This window comes from Variovorax sp. OV700 (assembly GCF_900099805.1).
Classification (GTDB): Bacteria; Pseudomonadota; Gammaproteobacteria; order Burkholderiales; family Burkholderiaceae_C; genus Variovorax.
In genome coordinates this window covers 72,030-87,287 of sequence record NZ_FNDR01000006.1, presented here as the reverse complement: position 1 = coordinate 87,287, position 15,258 = coordinate 72,030, and the positions used below count along the sequence as shown (strand labels likewise).

Genomic DNA, 15,258 nt, shown 5'->3' with positions numbered 1-15,258 from the left:
TTCGGCTTCAGTCCGCTGAGCCAGAAGCTGCCCGGCCGCGCCAGAGCTTGCGGTAGACGGTAGCTCGGCTGATGCCGAGGGTGCGCGCGGCTTCGGCCACGTTGCCGCGGGCGTCGGTCACGGCCTTGCGGATGAGCGCGGTCTCGACGTCGCGCAGCAGAGGCCGGGCCTCGGGCGCCGCACTCGCCGGGCTCTTGCCGCCGCGCCGAGGCCGCACCTCGATTCGCAAGCCCGACCAGAGCGGCACCTCGAGCACGGCGTCGCCACGCCGGGCGGCATCGAACAGCATGCTCAGCGGCAGCGCGAACAGGTCGTTGCAGTGCAGGGCATGCGGGCTGCGCGTTGCCAGGGGCTGATGTAGCATCTGCCGCGCCGCAGCATTGGCGCCCGTGACCTTGCCGCATGCGTCGACGCACAGCAGGCCCTCGGTGACGTCGTTGCCCGGGGGGCTGCCGGGCCACGAGAGATGCAGCCGCAGTTCGCATCGCGTGTTCAGCACCAGCATGTTCTCGATGCTGCGCGCCGACAGCGTGGCCAGGTGCCGCAGCTCAGGCCGCTCGACCACCTGGACGCCGGTCAGGTCGAGCATGCCGATGCAGTCGCCCTGGGGGCCGAAGAGCGGCGCCCCGGCGCAGCTGTAGACGCTGGTGTCCTCGAAGAAATGCTCGCCGCGGTGCAGCCACACCGATTCCTGCTCGGTCAGCGCGGTGCTGATGGCGCTGGTGCCGATCGCGCGCTCCGACAGGTCGACGCCGACGCGCGCGATGTTGCGGGCATGGCGGCTGGCGGCGTCGGTGCCGTCGGGCAGGGGGCCCACGTCGACCACGATGCCGGCGGCGTCGGTCAATACGGCGAAATACCGGGTGTCGGCGATGGCGCGCGACAGCCGCTCGATCACCGGCCGGGCCGCCACCACCAGCGCCCGGTTGCGCTCCGCCACGTTGCGAACGGCCGATCGGCCCACGGGTTCGAAGTCCACTCGCTGCTGCGGCTGCCGCCCGGCTTCGATGCAACGCTCCCAGGAACGGGCGATCCATGGCTCGATGCGCACGTTGCCTCGGGAGCGAGAGCCTTCACCGTGGATCAGCTCCCGGCGAGCCTGCGCAATGGCGAGCGAGCGCTCGGGCGGGTGCAGAACGGGAGAGGCGGGCATCGGGTCGGGTGGCTCGGACGGGAGGTCTTCTTGTTGAAAGTTGCCGGTCGGCAAGTTGTTTCATTTTGAGAATTTCGCGCCGGCTGCGCAAGCGGCGAGGGTTTTGCCTAGGATAGTGCACGAGACCGGCATCCAAGATGCCGATTGCTGAACCAGCCATCACCTTCACGGAGACAGCCAAATGCAGGTAGCTTTCACAGTCAACGGCCGACCGGCCACGGTCGACGCACCCCCCAATACTTTCCTGGTGCACGCCATCCGCGAGCATCTTCATCTCACCGGCACCCATGTCGGCTGCGACACCGCCCAGTGCGGCGCCTGCACCGTTCACCTGAACGGGCGCGCCGTCAAGTCGTGCAACATATTGGTCGGGCAGGTGGCCGGTGCGCAAATCACCACCATCGAGGGCGTCGCCCAGCCGGACGGCACCATGCACCCCATGCAGGCGGCCTTCAAGGAGTGCCACGGCCTGCAGTGCGGGTTCTGCACCCCCGGCATGGTCATGAGCGCCATCGACCTGTGCACCCACCATCCAAAGTCGAGCGAAGCCGAGATCCGCGAGCTGCTCGACGGCAACCTGTGCCGCTGCACGGGCTACCAGAACATCGTCAAGGCCGTGAAGATGGGCGGCGAGGCCATGGCCTCGGGCACCCCGGTCAAGACCACCGCCACCGTTTAAGGGAGCCACATCATGGGTGCCTCCGACTTCTCGAACCTGCCCCACATCGGCGAAGCGCTGCGGCGCAAGGAAGACTACCGCTTCCTGACCGGCGCGGGCAACTACACCGACGACATCACGCTGGCCAACCAGAGCCATGCGGTCTTCGTGCGCTCGCCGCACGCCCATGCGGTCATCAAGTCTGTCGACATTGCCGAGGCGATGAAGATGCCTGGCGTGGTCGGCATCTTCAGTGGCAAGGACATCGAAGGAAAGATGGGCGGGCTGCCTTGCGGGTGGCTCATCAACAACCCCGACGGCACCCCCATGAAGGAGCCGATGCACCCGATCCTTGCGATCAACAAGGTGCGCTACGTGGGCGACCACGTGGCCATGGTGGTGGCCGAAACGGTCGAGCAGGCCAAGAACGCCGCCGAGGCCGTGGTGGTCGACTACGACGTGCTGCCCGCCCTGGTGAGCGTGGCCGACGCGGCAAAGAAGGCGAGCGGCGTCACGCTGCACGACGAAGCGCCTGACAACCAGTGCTACAAGTGGGCGCTGGGCGACAAGGCGGCTGTCGATGCGGTGTTTGCCAATGCCGCGCATGTGACCAAGCTCGACCTGGTCAACAACCGGCTGATTCCCAACCCGATCGAGCCGCGCGTGGCCATTGGCAGCTACAGCCGCGGCACCGACGACTACACGCTCTACGTGTCCAACCAGAATCCGCACGTCGAGCGCTTGCTGATGACGGCCTTCGTGCTGGGCCTGCCCGAGCACAAGGTGCGCGTGATCGCACCCGACGTGGGCGGCGGCTTCGGCTCCAAGATCTTTCTGTATGCCGAAGACGTGTGCCTGACCTGGGCCGCCAAGCAGCTCAATCGCAACATCAAGTGGACGGCGGAACGCTCGGAATGTTTCCTGTCCGATGCGCATGGCCGAGACCACGTGAGCCATGCCGAGATGGCGCTGGACAAAGATGGCAAGTTCCTCGCCATGCGGGTGCACACAGACGCCAACCTGGGCGCCTACCTGTCGACCTTCTCGACCGCGGTACCCACCATCCTCTACGCCACGCTGCTCGCGGGCCAGTACACCACGCCGCAGATCTACGTCGAGGTCGATGCCTGGTTCACCAACACCGCGCCGGTCGATGCCTATCGCGGCGCGGGGCGGCCCGAAGCCACCTACCTGCTGGAGCGCCTCGTGTCGCGCTGCGCCTGGGAAATGAACCTGGGCCAGGACGAGATCCGCAAGCGCAACTTCATCACCACCTTTCCGTACCAGACGCCGGTGGCACTGCAGTACGACACGGGCGACTTCCATGCCTGCATGGACAAGGCCCGGGTGCTGGCCGATGTCGATGGCTATGCGCAGCGCAAGGCGGCCACCGAGGCCAAGGGCAATCTGCGTGGCATCGGCTACTCGAGCTACATCGAGGCCTGCGGCATTGCGCCGTCGAACATCGCGGGTGCGCTGGGCGCGCGAGCGGGTTTGTTCGAGTGCGGTGAGATCCGCGTGCATCCCACCGGCAGCGTGACGGTGTTCACCGGCTCGCACAGTCACGGCCAGGGGCACGAAACCACCTTTGCGCAGGTGGTGGCGGCGCGGCTGGGCATTCCGGTCGACAACGTCGACGTGGTGCACGGCGACACGGGCCGCGTGCCCTTCGGCATGGGCACCTATGGCTCGCGCTCGATCTCGGTCGGCGGCGCGGCCATCATGAAGGCGCTCGACAAGATCGAGACCAAGGCCAAGAAGATCGCCGCGCACCTGATGGAGGCGAGCGACGCCGACATCGAGTTTGCCAACGGCGAGTTCACGGTCAAGGGCACCGACAAGAAGATCCCGTTCGGACAGGTAGCGCTCACGGCCTACGTGCCGCACAACTATCCGCTCGACAAGCTCGAGCCCGGCCTGAACGAAACCGCCTTCTACGACCCGACCAACTTCACTTTCCCGGGTGGCACCTACATCTGCGAGGTCGAAGTCGACAAGCAGACCGGGGAGGTCCGCGTCGACCGCTTCACCGCGGTGGACGACTTCGGCACCATCATCAATCCGATGATCGTCGAGGGCCAGGTGCACGGCGGTCTGGTGCAGGGCATCGGCCAGGCGCTGCTCGAAAACTGCGTCTATGACAACGAGACCGGCCAGCTGCTCACCGGCAGCTTCATGGACTACGCCATGCCCAGGGCCGCCGACTTTCCGCAGTTCAATCTTGACACGGTGTGCACGCCATGCACGCACAACCCGCTCGGCACCAAGGGCTGCGGCGAGGCGGGCGCCATCGGCTCGCCACCGGCGGTGATCAACGCCGTGCTCGATGCGCTCGCGCCGCTCGGCGTCAAGGATCTCGACATGCCCGCATCGGCCAGCCGCGTCTGGGAAGCGATGCAAAAGGGCAGCGGAAGTGCGGCGCAGGCTGCAACACCGCAAGCGCCCTCGCTCGCCGCCAGTACCCAAGGCCGTCCCGCCCCCTGAACATAGAAGGAACCACACACCATGTACGCCTTCACACTCGAACGGCCCTCCACCATGGCCGATGCCGCCAAGCTGGTCACGGCCGGCGCCAAGCCGCTGGCCGGCGGCCAGACTCTGCTCGCCTCCATGAAGCTCAGGCTGTCCGCGCCCGAGCGGCTGGTGGACCTTGGCGGCATCAAGGAACTCACCGGCATCAAGAAAGACGCTGGCACGATCACCATCGGCGCCATGTCGAGCCACCTCGACGTGGCCAACAATCCCGACGTGAAAGCCGCCTTCCCCGCGCTGGCGGACCTGGCCTCGCGCATTGGTGACCGGCAGGTGCGCGCGATGGGCACCATCGGCGGCTCCGTGGCCAACAACGACCCGGCCGCGTGCTATCCCAGCGCGGTGCTGGGTTCCGGTGCCACCGTCATCACTTCGAGGCGCGAGATCGCGGCCGACGATTTCTTCCTGGGCCTCTTCACCACGGCGCTGGAAGAAGACGAGCTGATCACCGCGATCCGCTTTCCGCTTCCCAAGCGGGCCGTGTACGAAAAGCTGCGCCAGAAAGCGTCGAACTTTCCGCTCGTCGGCGTGTTCCTCGCGCAGTACGACAGCGGCGTGCGGGTGGCCATCACCGGCGCCGGCAACGGCGTGTTCCGGCACGCCGGGCTCGAAGATGCGCTCAACAAGAGCTTCACGGCGGCAGCCGCGGCGGCCGTGAAGATCGATGCGAGCGACCTCAACAGCGACCTGCATGCCACGGCCGCCTACCGCGCCAACCTGATCAGTGTGCTGACGCAGCGCGCGGTGACCAAGGCGCTGGGCTGAAGCAGCCGGGTGCCGACCGGAAGGCGCGGCATCCTCGCGTCTTCCGCTACGCTTTGCCATGATCTTTCCGACCATCGATTCCCTCTCCGAAGGCTTGATGCAGGCCGGCTATTTCGCCGACCGCCGCTTGGCCACGGCCGTGTTCCTTGCGCTCAAGCTGCAGCGCCCGCTGCTGCTCGAGGGCGAGCCCGGTGTCGGCAAGACCGAGCTGGCCAAGGCGCTGTCGAAAGCGCTCAACCGCGAGCTGCTGCGCCTGCAGTGCTACGACGGGCTGGAGCAGCGCGAAGCGCTTTATGAATGGAACTACGCCGCGCAACTGCTGCACATGCGCGCGGCGGAGGCCTCCGGCGCGGCACGCGACGTGGAGGCCGAGGTCTACCAGCCCCACTACCTGATCCGCCGCCCGTTGCTGCAGGCCCTGCAGACGCCCGCGCCCGGCGCCGTGCTGCTGATCGACGAAGTAGATCGCGCGGACGAACCCTTCGAGGCCTTCCTGCTCGAATACCTCGGCGAATACCAGGTCAGCATTCCCGAGCTCGGCACCGTGCGCGCCGTGGTGCCGCCCGTCACCATCCTCACCAGCAACCGCACGCGCGAGCTCAACGACGCGGTCAAGCGGCGCTGCCTTTATCACTGGCTCGACTACCCCGAGCGCGAACGCGAGCTGGCGATCGTGCGCGCGCAGGTGCCAGAGGCCGGCGAGAAGCTCTCGGCCCAGGTAGCTGCTTTCGTCGCGCGGCTGCGCGATGCGCCTTTCGTCAACGCTTTTCAGCGCGCGCCCGGCATCGCCGAGAGCGTCGAATGGGCGAGGGCGCTGATTGCGCTGGACACCGTCGAACTCGACCCCGAAGTGGTGGTCGACACCGCGGGCATCCTGTTCAAGCAGCGCGACGACGTGGCCGCGCTCACGCGCGAACTGGCGGCTGACCTGCTGAAGCCCGAGGAGCCGGTTGCGCCCTGAGCGTGGCCGAAGGTAGCGGCCGCCCATGACCGGCATCCAGCAACTCGGCGACGTACGCAGCGGCAAGCTGGCCGGCAACATCACTGCCTTTGGCCGCGCGCTGCGCCGCGCGGGCGTGCGCACCGATGCCATGCGCATCGCGCTCGCTGCCGAAGCGGCCACGCTGGTGGGTGTGGAGAGCCGCCTCGATCTGAGTGCCGCGATGGAAGCCGTCATGGTGAGCCGCGAGCAGGACCGCATGGTGTTCCGCGAACTCTTCGATGCGTGGTTTCGCGACCCTGAACTGGCCAACAAGCTGCTCGCGCAGATGCTGCCAAGCGCCGAAGGCAAGGCCGAGCCCTCCAAGCGTCGCCCTCGCGTGCGGGAAGCGCTCACCGCGCCACGCGATCCAGCGAAGCCGGCTGCGCCGGCCAAGCCCGACAAGGAGGTCGAGTTCGACGCCGCCATGACGTCGAGCGACCGCCATCGCCTCCAGCATGCGGACTTCAACGCGCTCGGTGCGTCCGAGTACCGCCTGGTCGAACGGCTGGCGCGCGACGTGACCTTGCCCATTCCTTCACTGCCCTCACGCAGGCTGCGCGTGGCGAGCGATGCAGGGCAGCAGCATGCGCGCATGCATTGGCCCGGCGTGCTGCACGAGGCGGCGCGCACGGGCGGCGAGATCCTGCGCCTGCCGAAGCTGAGCCGCCGCGAGCAGCCGCTGCCGCTGTTGGTGCTGATCGACGTGTCGGGCTCGATGGAGCGCTATGCACGGCTGCTGCTGGCGTTTCTGCATGCGTCCACCCGGCGGGCCGGCCGGCGAGACGTGTTCGCGTTCGGCACTCGGTTGACCGACCTGACGCCCGCTTTCAGGTTGGCCGACACCGACGCCATGCTGGGCGCCGCCAGCCTCGCGATCGACGATTTCGCAGGCGGCACGCGGCTCGGCAGTTCGCTGGCCGAACTCCGCCGCGCCCATGCCCGCCGCCTGACGGGCCGCCGCACGCTGGTGTTGGTGATCAGCGACGGGCTGGACACCGGTGAGCCCGCGCTACTCGAAAACGAGCTGCTCTGGCTCAAGCGCCATTCGCGCCGCCTGCTGTGGCTCAACCCGCTGCTGCGCTTCGAGGGCTACGCCCCTTTGGCGCGTGGGGCCAGCGTGCTGCACCGCCATGCAGACGCGATGCTGGCGGTCCACAATCTCAGTGCCCTCGAACAGCTGGCCGCCAGCCTCGCCGCACTCATGCGGTCCGGCCGCTAGCGGCTCACAGAAAAGACAAAAGGAAACTCCATCATGGAAATGCTCGGAAACCGCCGCCTCGGCATCACGCAACAACAGGCGTGGGAAGCGCTCAACGATCCCGAGACGCTCAAGAAGTGCATCCCCGGCTGCGACAAGTTCGAGCTCACGGGCGATAACCAGTACAGCGTGGCGCTGGCGGTCAAGATCGGCCCGGTGTCGGCCAAGTTCAACGGCAAGGTGGCGCTGTCGGACATCGTCGCGCCCGACGGCTACAAGCTCACCTTCGAGGGGCAGGGCGGTGTGGCGGGGTTTGCCAAGGGCTCGTCCAGCGTGACGCTCAGGCCGCTGGACGGTGCCGCGGCCGTGCCGCCGGCCATCGATGGGGCGGAAGGCGCTTCCGGGGGAGCCGCGCCTTCGCCGGCCGGCTGCGAACTCGACTACACCGTGCAGGCGCAGGTCGGCGGCAAGATCGCCCAACTGGGCCAACGCCTCATCGACGGCGCCGCCAAGTCGACCGCCGACGATTTCTTCAAGCGCTTCGAAGCTGAAATGCAAAGCCGCTACGGCCCGCCGCCGGTCGCCGCCGAAGAAACGGCGGAGGCGCCTGCGGAGAAGGCGGGCGTCATGTCCGGCTTCATGAAGAAGATCGGCCTCGGCAAGAAGGACGACAAGGATGCGTCCGCCGCATCGGACGACGCGAGCTGAGGACACGGACAACGCCATGGAAAATCTCGACGTCATGGTGCTGCGCACGCTGCGCGACTGGCGGCAGGCCGGCAAGCGCGCGCTGCTGACCACGGTGGTGCGCACCTGGGGCTCGTCGCCGCGGCCGGTCGGCTCGATCATGGCGCTGGCGGACGACGGTGCGGTGGTGGGCTCGGTCTCCGGCGGCTGCATCGAGGACGACCTGATCGCCCGCTACAGCCACGCCCACGCGAACAACGGTCAGGGCGAAGAGGTGCCGCCGGGCGCGCCGCCCGCGCTGGTGAAATACGGCATTACGGCCGACGAGGCGCATCGTTTCGGGCTCCCCTGCGGCGGCACGCTGGAGCTGTTGCTCGAATACGACCCCGATGCGGCCTCGCTCGACACGCTGGTGGCCGAGCTCGAGCAAGGCAAGCTCATGCAGCGCACCGTCACGCTCGCGACCGGCGCCGCGCGGCTGGCCGAGGCAACCGCGCCCGACGCGCTCAAGGTGAACGACACCGAGCTCACCAACACCTTCGGCCCCGAGTACCGCATGCTGCTGATCGGCGCGGGGCAACTGGCCGAATACCTCGCGACGATGGCCAAGTTCAGCGGCTTTGCCGTGACGCTGTGCGATCCGCGCGCCGAGTACCGCACCGCGTGGTCCCTGCCGGGCGTGGAGATCACCACCGAGATGCCCGACGACGCGGTGCTGGCCTTCAAGCCCGACCGGCGCAGTTGCGTGGTCGCGCTCACGCACGATCCCAAGCTCGACGACCTGGCGCTGCTCGAAGCCTTGCAGAGCGAGGCCTTTTACGTGGGCGCCATCGGCTCGCGCCGCAATGCAGAGGCGCGGCGCGACCGCATGATCGAGCACTTCGATCAGACCGCCGAATCGCTCGCGCGTTTGCGTGGACCCATCGGCATCTACATCGGCAGCAAGACGCCGCCGGAAATCGCGGTGAGCGTGATGGCCGAGATTCTTGCGGTGAAGAACGCGGTGACGCTGCCGCGCGAAATGGAAGTGGCGCGCGCCAAGGGCATGCAGCAGCTCGCCATGAGCTGAATGAATCGCCCGCCCGGCCGTGTCAGTCAGGTCAGTCGGCCGACTTTGCCGCCGGCGGCACGTCGCCGCCTTTTTGCCGTTCGCGAAAGAGTGCGGCGCGCATCAGGAAGATGGTGGTGATGGGCGCGGTGAGCGCAATGAAGAGAACGATCAGCACGGCATGCAGAAACAGGCTGTAACCCTGCACCGAGAAATAGACGATGGTGGCAATAGTCATGCACCACACGCCCGCCGTGGCACCGAGCGTTGGCGCATGGATGCGGCGGAAGAAGGTGGGCAGGCGCACGAGACCGAAGGAGCCGATGGCCGCAAAGGCCGCGCCCAGAACGGCGAACACGGCGGTGACGACTTCTGCCCACAGGGGCAGCGGCCCCACGATGAAATCGCTCATTCAATCACCTCCCCACGCAAGAGAAACTTCGCCATGGCCGTCGACCCGACGAAGCCGAACAGCGCCGTGAGCATGGCCGCTTCGAAGTACACGTTGCTTGCATAGACGATGCCGAGCACAAGCATCATCAGCATGCCGTTGATGTAGAGGCAGTCCAGCGCCATCACGCGGTCTTGCGCGCTCGGGCCGATCAGCAGGCGGGCGAGCGCGCAGAGCATGGCCACGGCCAGCAGCAGCAGCGCGAGTTTCAAGGCCCAGAAGAGCACAGGCGTCATGATTCGAAGATCTCCATCAAGGGGTGCTCGTAGCGCTCTTTGATCGTGGCGATGAAAGCGGCTTCGTCTTCGACGTCGAACACATGGATCAGCAGCGTACTGCTGTCGAACGAGATTTCGCCCCAGGCGGTGCCGGGCGTGAGGCACATGATCATGGCCAGCACCGCGAGCCCGTTCGGGTCGCGCAACTCGAGCGGCACGTTCACGAACTTCGATGCGATGCGCGAGGTGCGGCGCGTGAGCAGCCGGCGCGCCACGAAGAGCGCGGAATGCAGCATGTCGGCCGAGGCCCGACCCGCGAGCCGCAGCGCAACCCAGGGCTTGCGCATGCGAACGGTGGCGGGCCGCAGGCCCTCGGTAAGCAGCGGAACCGCAATGGCCAGCACCAGCGCGGATGCCAACGTGGCGGCCTCCAGCGACTGGTTGAGCAGGAGCCACACGGCGAACAGCGCGATCGACAGCGGCGGCGAAGGAATCCAGCGCTTCATGGGGCAGGGCCTTTCGCCGGAGCCACCGGATTGGGAACCTGCCGCGCATTCATCACCGCATTGCGATACGCCGCGGGCGCGTGCAGCCCTTCGGCGGTGATGAGCGCGTGGCGCATGACGGGGCCGGCCCACACCGTCAATGCCACGCAAGCCGCGAGCAGCCCCGCCACGGGCAGCACCTCGAGCGCGGGCAGGGCGGGCATGGTGGGGTGCGGCTGGGTCCAGAAATGGCGCATGCCGGTGCGGCTCAGCGCAATCAGCGCCAGGAAGCCCGAGGCGATCAACAGCGCCAGGAAGATCCATGCGGCCGTGGAGGTACCGCTGGTCACGAAGGCACCCGACAGCATCGCGAACTTGCCCACGAAGCCCGAGAGCGGCGGCAGGCCCGCGAGCAGTAGGGTGCAGCCGATGAAGCTCAGGCCCAGGAACGCCACGCCCGCGGGAATGGCGCGGCCGTAGAGCGCCTGCGCTTCGTCGTCGAGATTCACGTCGTCGAGCACGCGCAGGTCTTCCGCCAGGAACGGCGCATTGCCTGCCTGCTCATGCGGCGCGACGCTCAGGCCGGCGTTGCGCCAGCGCTCGATCATGTCGATCAAGAGGAAGAAGGCGCTGACCGCGAGCGTGGAACTCAGCAGGTAATAAAGCGCGCCCGCCCACACGGCCGGTTCCCCGAGGCCGATGGCCGCGATGAGCGTGCCGGCCGACACCAGCACGCTGAAGCCTGCAAGGTTGGAGAGCCGCTGCGTGCCCACGATGCCGAGGGCCCCGGCGAACAGCGTGGCCAGGCCGATCGCGATGAGTACCGATTGACCGAAGGCGGTCGAGGCGCCCGCATCGGGCGCGAAGAACAGGGTCCACAGTCGCAGCAGCGTATAGATGCCGAGCTTGGTCAGCAGCGCGAAGACGGCGCCCACGGGCGACACCGCCGCGCTGTACGCCGGCACCAGCCAGAAGTTGAGCGGCCACGCGCCGGCCTTGGCGAAGAAGGCCGTCGCGAGAATGGCGGCGGCGGCATGCACGAGGCCACGATCGGCCGGCGCGAGCTCGGCGATGCGCATGCCAAGGTCAGCCATGTTGAGTGTGCCGGTCACGCCATAGAGCAGGGCCGCGCCAATCAGGAAGAGAGACGAGGCGGCCAGGTTGATGGCGATGTAGTGCAGCCCGGCCTGCACGCGCAGCCGCCCCGAACCGTGCAGCAACAGTCCATAGGACGCGGCGAGCATCACCTCGAAGAAGACGAACAGGTTGAACAGATCGCCCGTCAGGAAGGCGCCGTTCAGGCCCATGAGTTGCAGCTGCAAGAGCGGATGGAAATGCACGCCGGCACGGTCCCATCGCGAGGTGGAATAGATCGAGGCCGCGAAGGCGACGACGCCAGTGAGCGCCACCATCATGGTCGACAGCCGGTCGGCCACCAGCACGATGCCGAAGGGCGCTTGCCAGTTGCCGGGCAGGTAGACGCCGATCGAACCGGGTCCGTCGCCGGTGCCGGGGGCATTCACCCAGCGCAACAGCGCCAGCGCCGCCAGCAGGCCCATCAGCCCCGAGACCACGCTCAGGGCCGACTTGGTGCGGCGGCGCCTTTCACCGAGCAGGAGCATCAGTGCGGCCGTGAGCAGCGGCACGAGGATCGGCACCGCCACGAGATGCGGCATGCTGAATTCGAGCAACCGGTCGAGAAGTTGGATGAGCGCCGTCACTCCGCCGCCCCCTTCCGCTCTTCGCCGTCCACGTGGTCGGTGCCGGCAAGGCCGCGCGAGGCCAGCAGCACGACGAGGAACAGCGCGGTCATCGCAAAGCCGATGACGATGGCTGTCAGCACCAGGGCCTGCGGCATCGGATCGGCGGTGTTCGCGAGCGTGGCGGTGAAGCCCTTGACCAGCACGGGTTCGCTGTCGAGCTTGAGCCGGCCCATGCTGAAGATGAACAGATTGACGGCGTAGGAGATGAGCGTGAGGCCCATGATCACCTGGAAGGTACGGGGACGCAGCAGCAGGTACACACCCGAGCCGGTGAGCACGCCGATGGCGAGTGCGAGCACGATTTCCATCAGTGCACTCCCTCCACCGACTCGGCCTGGGCCAGGGCTTCCTTTTCGCGCTGCTCGTCGGCCCAGCGGTGGCTGCGAATGGATTGGTGGGCCAGCGCGGTGAGGATCAGCATGGTGGCGCCGAGCACCAGCGCGAACACGCCGATGTCGAAGAAAAGCGCGCTCGGCACGTGCAGCTCGCCCAGGACCGGGAGATGCAGGTGAGCGGTGTGCGTGGTCATGAACGGATAGCCGAACACTACCGCGCCGCTTCCGGTGGCCAGCGCAAGCAGCAGGCCGACGGCGATCCAGCGGCGCGGGTAGATGCGCAGATGCTCTTCCACCCACTCGGTGCCCGAGACGATGAACTGCAGCAGCAGCGCCACCGACATCACCAGCCCCGCGACGAAGCCGCCGCCCGGCGCGTTGTGCCCGCGCATGAAGAAGTAGACCGACACCAGCACCGCGAGCGGCAGCAGCAGCCGCACCAGCACGGCCGGCACCATCAGGTAGCCCACGGCCGTGTCCTTGGCGAGGCGCGGGTTCAGCAGGTCGCTGCTTCCATCGTCGGCCTGCGCGCGTTGCTGCACCGGCAGCGCCATCGATTCGCGCGCCGGCCGGAAGCGTCGCAGCAGCGCATAGACCGTGAGCGCCACCACGCCGAGCACGGTGATTTCGCCGAAGGTGTCGAAAGCGCGAAAGTCGACCAGCATCACGTTGACCACGTTGGTGCCGCCACCCTCGGTGAGTGCGCGCTCGAGAAAGAACGGCGAGATGCTTTGCGGAAACGGGCGCGTCATCATCATCCAGGCCAGCGCCGCCATGCCGCTTCCGGCGGCCGTGGCCACCAGCAGGTCGCGCCCGCGCCGGCCCCAGGGGCGCAGCCGGGTGCGCGCGGACTGCACGGCGTCCTTGCTGCGCATCGGCAGCCAGCGCAGGCCCAGCAAGATCAACACCGTGGTCACGGCTTCGACCACGAGCTGCGTCAGCGCAAGGTCGGGCGCCGAGAACCAGATGTAGGTCACGCAGCACACCAGGCCCGCGCCCGCGGCGAGCATCAACGCGGCAAGCCGATGGAACTTGGCCTGCCACGCCGCGGCCAGTGCACAGACGCCGCCGATGAACCAGGTCATCGCGAACATCGTCGAGAACGGCAGCAATTCGCGGGTGCCGCGCGTGACGGGTGCGGTCCAGAGCGAGACCGCGGCGCCCACGCCCGCGACCGCGATCAGCAGCAGCAACTGCACCTGCAAGCGCCGGGTGCCCAGCACGCGGCGGCTGCGCCGGCCGGCTTCGCTGAGTTGCGCAAGCAGGTGCTCGAAGATGGCCTGGCCGTCGAAGCGGTGCAGCAGCGGCGTGCGTTCGAGCTCGCCGCGCGCGCGGCGGCGCCGCTGCGACAGGTACAGCACCACGCCGCCCGCCAGCGCCACGAAGCTCATCGCCAGCGGCAGGTTGAAGCCGTGCCATACGGCCAGGCTGTACTCAGGCAGCACGCCGCCCACTACGGGCAAGGCGGCGGCCGCGAGCAGCGCGCCGATGGACCAGGCCGGCGCCACGCCGACCACCAGGCAGACCAGCACCAGCAGCTCGACCGGCACGCGCATCCAGTGCGGCGGCTCGTGCGGTTGCCTCGGCACCTCGGGCCCGCACGGCGGACCGAAGAACACGTCGAACACGAAACGCGCCGAGTACGCCACGCTGAAGATGCCCGCGACGGTGGCGATGATAGGCAGGCTCACGTTGACCCAGGGCGTCGCCTGGATGAACACCGTCTCGGCAAAGAACATTTCCTTCGAGAGAAAGCCGTTGAGCAGCGGCACGCCGGCCATCGAGGCGCTCGCGATGATGGCCAGCGTGCCGGTGATCGGCATCAGCCGCAGCAGGCCGCTCAGTTTGCGGATGTCGCGCGTGCCGCTCTCGTGGTCGATGATGCCGGCGGCCATGAAGAGCGATGCCTTGAAGGTCGCGTGGTTCATGACGTGGAACACGGCCGCCACCGCGGCCAGCGGGCTGTTGAGGCCGAGCAGCAGGGTGATGAGCCCGAGGTGGGAGATCGTCGAGTATGCGAGCAGCGCCTTCAGGTCGCGCTGGAACATGGCCACAAAGCCGCCAAGCAGCAGCGTGATCGCGCCCGCGCCGCCAACCAGCCAGAACCATTGCTCGGTTCCCGAGAGTACCGGCCACAGCCGTGCCATCAGGAACACGCCGAGCTTCACCATGGTGGCCGAATGCAGGTAGGCCGAGACGGGGGTCGGTGCCGCCATGGCGCGCGGCAGCCAGAAGTGGAAAGGGAACTGCGCGCTCTTGGTGAAGGCGCCTAGCAATATCAGCACCAGTGCGACGGGATACAGCGCATGCGCGCGAATGGCGTCGCCCGAGGCCAGCACCACGTCGAGGTCGTAGCTGCCGGCAATGCGGCCCAGCACCAGCGTGCCCGCCAGCAGGCAGAGCCCGCCGGCACCGGTGACGGTGAGCGCCATGCGCGCGCCGCGCCGCGCGTCACGCCGGTGATGCCAGTAGCCGATCAGCAGGAACGAGAACAGGCTTGTGAGTTCCCAGAACAGCACCATCTGGATCAGGTTGCCCGAGAGCACCACGCCCACCATCGCGCCCATGAACGCGAGAAAGAACGAGAAGAAGCGCGGCACGGGGTCAGAGGCCGACATGTAGTAGCGCGCATACAGCACCACCAGCGCGCCGATGCCGAGCACAAGCATGCAGAACAGCCATGCAAAGCCGTCCATGCGGAACACGAGGTTGAGGCCCAGCTCCGGCAGCCACTCGATCTCCTGGCGCAGCACGTTGCCGTGCGCGATCTGCGGAAAGATCCATGCGGCCTGCAACGCGCAGCCCAGCGCGACGAGTCCCGCCAGGGTCGATTCCCGATTCCGCGCGTTCGACGGCATCAACGCGGCCAGCACGCTGGCAATGAAGGGAAGAGCGACGAGAAAGACCAGGGGCATTGCGATCGATTCTATCGACCAGCCTCTGGAAAAGGCGCTTCTAAGACAGGCCCTGCAGCCGCCCTTTG

At 67.5% G+C, this 15,258-nt stretch carries 14 protein-coding genes; 7 read left to right on the top strand and 7 right to left on the bottom strand.

Annotated elements, in window-relative coordinates; translation table 11 throughout:
• Positions 1 to 7 precede the first annotated feature (7 nt).
• Positions 8 to 1,153 carry a helix-turn-helix domain-containing protein gene (locus BLR24_RS15615; protein ID WP_175543281.1) on the bottom strand — a complete coding sequence of 382 codons (1,146 nt, stop codon included), beginning with the start codon at positions 1,151 to 1,153 and terminating at the stop codon, positions 8 to 10.
• Positions 1,154 to 1,334: 181 nt separating this feature from the next.
• On the opposite strand from BLR24_RS15615, the gene BLR24_RS15610 reads away from it, so the two are divergent.
• The 7 genes from BLR24_RS15610 to BLR24_RS15580 are packed head-to-tail and all read left to right on the top strand — an operon-like array spanning position 1,335 to position 9,044.
• On the top strand, positions 1,335 to 1,832 hold the full coding sequence (locus BLR24_RS15610) for a (2Fe-2S)-binding protein (RefSeq protein WP_093018424.1): 498 nt from the start codon (positions 1,335 to 1,337) through the stop codon (positions 1,830 to 1,832).
• 12 nt (positions 1,833 to 1,844) lie between these two features.
• Entirely contained in the window at positions 1,845 to 4,295 is a 2,451-nt protein-coding gene (locus BLR24_RS15605; RefSeq protein WP_093018422.1) for a xanthine dehydrogenase family protein molybdopterin-binding subunit, read from the top strand.
• A 21-nt stretch (positions 4,296 to 4,316) separates the two neighbouring features.
• Complete coding sequence (locus BLR24_RS15600; RefSeq protein ID WP_093018420.1) at positions 4,317 to 5,108, top strand: FAD binding domain-containing protein; 792 nt, start codon at positions 4,317 to 4,319, stop codon at positions 5,106 to 5,108.
• Positions 5,109 to 5,166: 58 nt separating this feature from the next.
• Positions 5,167 to 6,069: an AAA family ATPase gene (locus tag BLR24_RS15595; RefSeq protein ID WP_093018418.1), complete on the top strand. Its 903-nt coding sequence runs from the start codon at positions 5,167 to 5,169 to the stop codon at positions 6,067 to 6,069.
• A gap of 25 nt (positions 6,070 to 6,094) precedes the next feature.
• Entirely contained in the window at positions 6,095 to 7,309 is a 1,215-nt protein-coding gene (locus BLR24_RS15590; protein ID WP_093018416.1) for a vWA domain-containing protein, read from the top strand.
• A gap of 33 nt (positions 7,310 to 7,342) precedes the next feature.
• Positions 7,343 to 7,996: an SRPBCC family protein gene (locus tag BLR24_RS15585; protein WP_093018414.1), complete on the top strand. Its 654-nt coding sequence runs from the start codon at positions 7,343 to 7,345 to the stop codon at positions 7,994 to 7,996.
• A gap of 16 nt (positions 7,997 to 8,012) precedes the next feature.
• Positions 8,013 to 9,044 (top strand): XdhC family protein, encoded by a 1,032-nt coding sequence (locus BLR24_RS15580; protein ID WP_093018412.1) that lies wholly within the window; start codon positions 8,013 to 8,015, stop codon positions 9,042 to 9,044.
• 31 nt (positions 9,045 to 9,075) lie between these two features.
• On the opposite strand, the gene mnhG is transcribed toward BLR24_RS15580, so the two are convergent.
• Genes mnhG through BLR24_RS15550 form a run of 6 tightly spaced genes read right to left on the bottom strand, consistent with a single transcriptional unit; the run spans position 9,076 to position 15,190 of the window.
• Positions 9,076 to 9,435 (bottom strand): monovalent cation/H(+) antiporter subunit G, encoded by a 360-nt coding sequence (gene mnhG / locus BLR24_RS15575; RefSeq protein WP_093018410.1) that lies wholly within the window; start codon positions 9,433 to 9,435, stop codon positions 9,076 to 9,078.
• Positions 9,432 to 9,710 (bottom strand): K+/H+ antiporter subunit F, encoded by a 279-nt coding sequence (locus BLR24_RS15570; RefSeq protein ID WP_093018408.1) that lies wholly within the window; start codon positions 9,708 to 9,710, stop codon positions 9,432 to 9,434. Before BLR24_RS15570 ends, mnhG begins: the two co-directional genes overlap by 4 nt.
• Entirely contained in the window at positions 9,707 to 10,198 is a 492-nt protein-coding gene (locus BLR24_RS15565; RefSeq protein ID WP_093018406.1) for a Na+/H+ antiporter subunit E, read from the bottom strand. The genes BLR24_RS15570 and BLR24_RS15565 overlap by 4 nt, the downstream gene beginning before the upstream one ends.
• Positions 10,195 to 11,853, bottom strand: a complete 1,659-nt coding sequence (locus tag BLR24_RS15560; RefSeq protein WP_254787370.1) for a monovalent cation/H+ antiporter subunit D — start codon at positions 11,851 to 11,853, stop codon at positions 10,195 to 10,197. The genes BLR24_RS15565 and BLR24_RS15560 overlap by 4 nt, the downstream gene beginning before the upstream one ends.
• A gap of 41 nt (positions 11,854 to 11,894) precedes the next feature.
• On the bottom strand, positions 11,895 to 12,248 hold the full coding sequence (locus BLR24_RS15555) for a Na+/H+ antiporter subunit C (RefSeq protein ID WP_093018402.1): 354 nt from the start codon (positions 12,246 to 12,248) through the stop codon (positions 11,895 to 11,897).
• Positions 12,248 to 15,190, bottom strand: coding sequence for a monovalent cation/H+ antiporter subunit A (locus BLR24_RS15550; RefSeq protein WP_093018400.1), 2,943 nt, complete (start codon positions 15,188 to 15,190; stop codon positions 12,248 to 12,250). Before BLR24_RS15550 ends, BLR24_RS15555 begins: the two co-directional genes overlap by 1 nt.
• Positions 15,191 to 15,258: the final 68 nt, after the last annotated feature.

Coding starts and splice junctions, on each gene's coding strand:
- BLR24_RS15615 (WP_175543281.1), bottom strand. CDS start 1,153: ATGCCCGCCTCTCCCGTTCTGCACCCGCCCGAGCGCTCGCTCGCCATT.
- BLR24_RS15610 (WP_093018424.1), top strand. CDS start 1,335: ATGCAGGTAGCTTTCACAGTCAACGGCCGACCGGCCACGGTCGACGCA.
- BLR24_RS15605 (WP_093018422.1), top strand. CDS start 1,845: ATGGGTGCCTCCGACTTCTCGAACCTGCCCCACATCGGCGAAGCGCTG.
- BLR24_RS15600 (WP_093018420.1), top strand. CDS start 4,317: ATGTACGCCTTCACACTCGAACGGCCCTCCACCATGGCCGATGCCGCC.
- BLR24_RS15595 (WP_093018418.1), top strand. CDS start 5,167: ATGATCTTTCCGACCATCGATTCCCTCTCCGAAGGCTTGATGCAGGCC.
- BLR24_RS15590 (WP_093018416.1), top strand. CDS start 6,095: ATGACCGGCATCCAGCAACTCGGCGACGTACGCAGCGGCAAGCTGGCC.
- BLR24_RS15585 (WP_093018414.1), top strand. CDS start 7,343: ATGGAAATGCTCGGAAACCGCCGCCTCGGCATCACGCAACAACAGGCG.
- BLR24_RS15580 (WP_093018412.1), top strand. CDS start 8,013: ATGGAAAATCTCGACGTCATGGTGCTGCGCACGCTGCGCGACTGGCGG.
- mnhG (WP_093018410.1), bottom strand. CDS start 9,435: ATGAGCGATTTCATCGTGGGGCCGCTGCCCCTGTGGGCAGAAGTCGTC.
- BLR24_RS15570 (WP_093018408.1), bottom strand. CDS start 9,710: ATGACGCCTGTGCTCTTCTGGGCCTTGAAACTCGCGCTGCTGCTGCTG.
- BLR24_RS15565 (WP_093018406.1), bottom strand. CDS start 10,198: ATGAAGCGCTGGATTCCTTCGCCGCCGCTGTCGATCGCGCTGTTCGCC.
- BLR24_RS15560 (WP_254787370.1), bottom strand. CDS start 11,853: ATGCCGCATCTCGTGGCGGTGCCGATCCTCGTGCCGCTGCTCACGGCC.
- BLR24_RS15555 (WP_093018402.1), bottom strand. CDS start 12,248: ATGGAAATCGTGCTCGCACTCGCCATCGGCGTGCTCACCGGCTCGGGT.
- BLR24_RS15550 (WP_093018400.1), bottom strand. CDS start 15,190: ATGCCCCTGGTCTTTCTCGTCGCTCTTCCCTTCATTGCCAGCGTGCTG.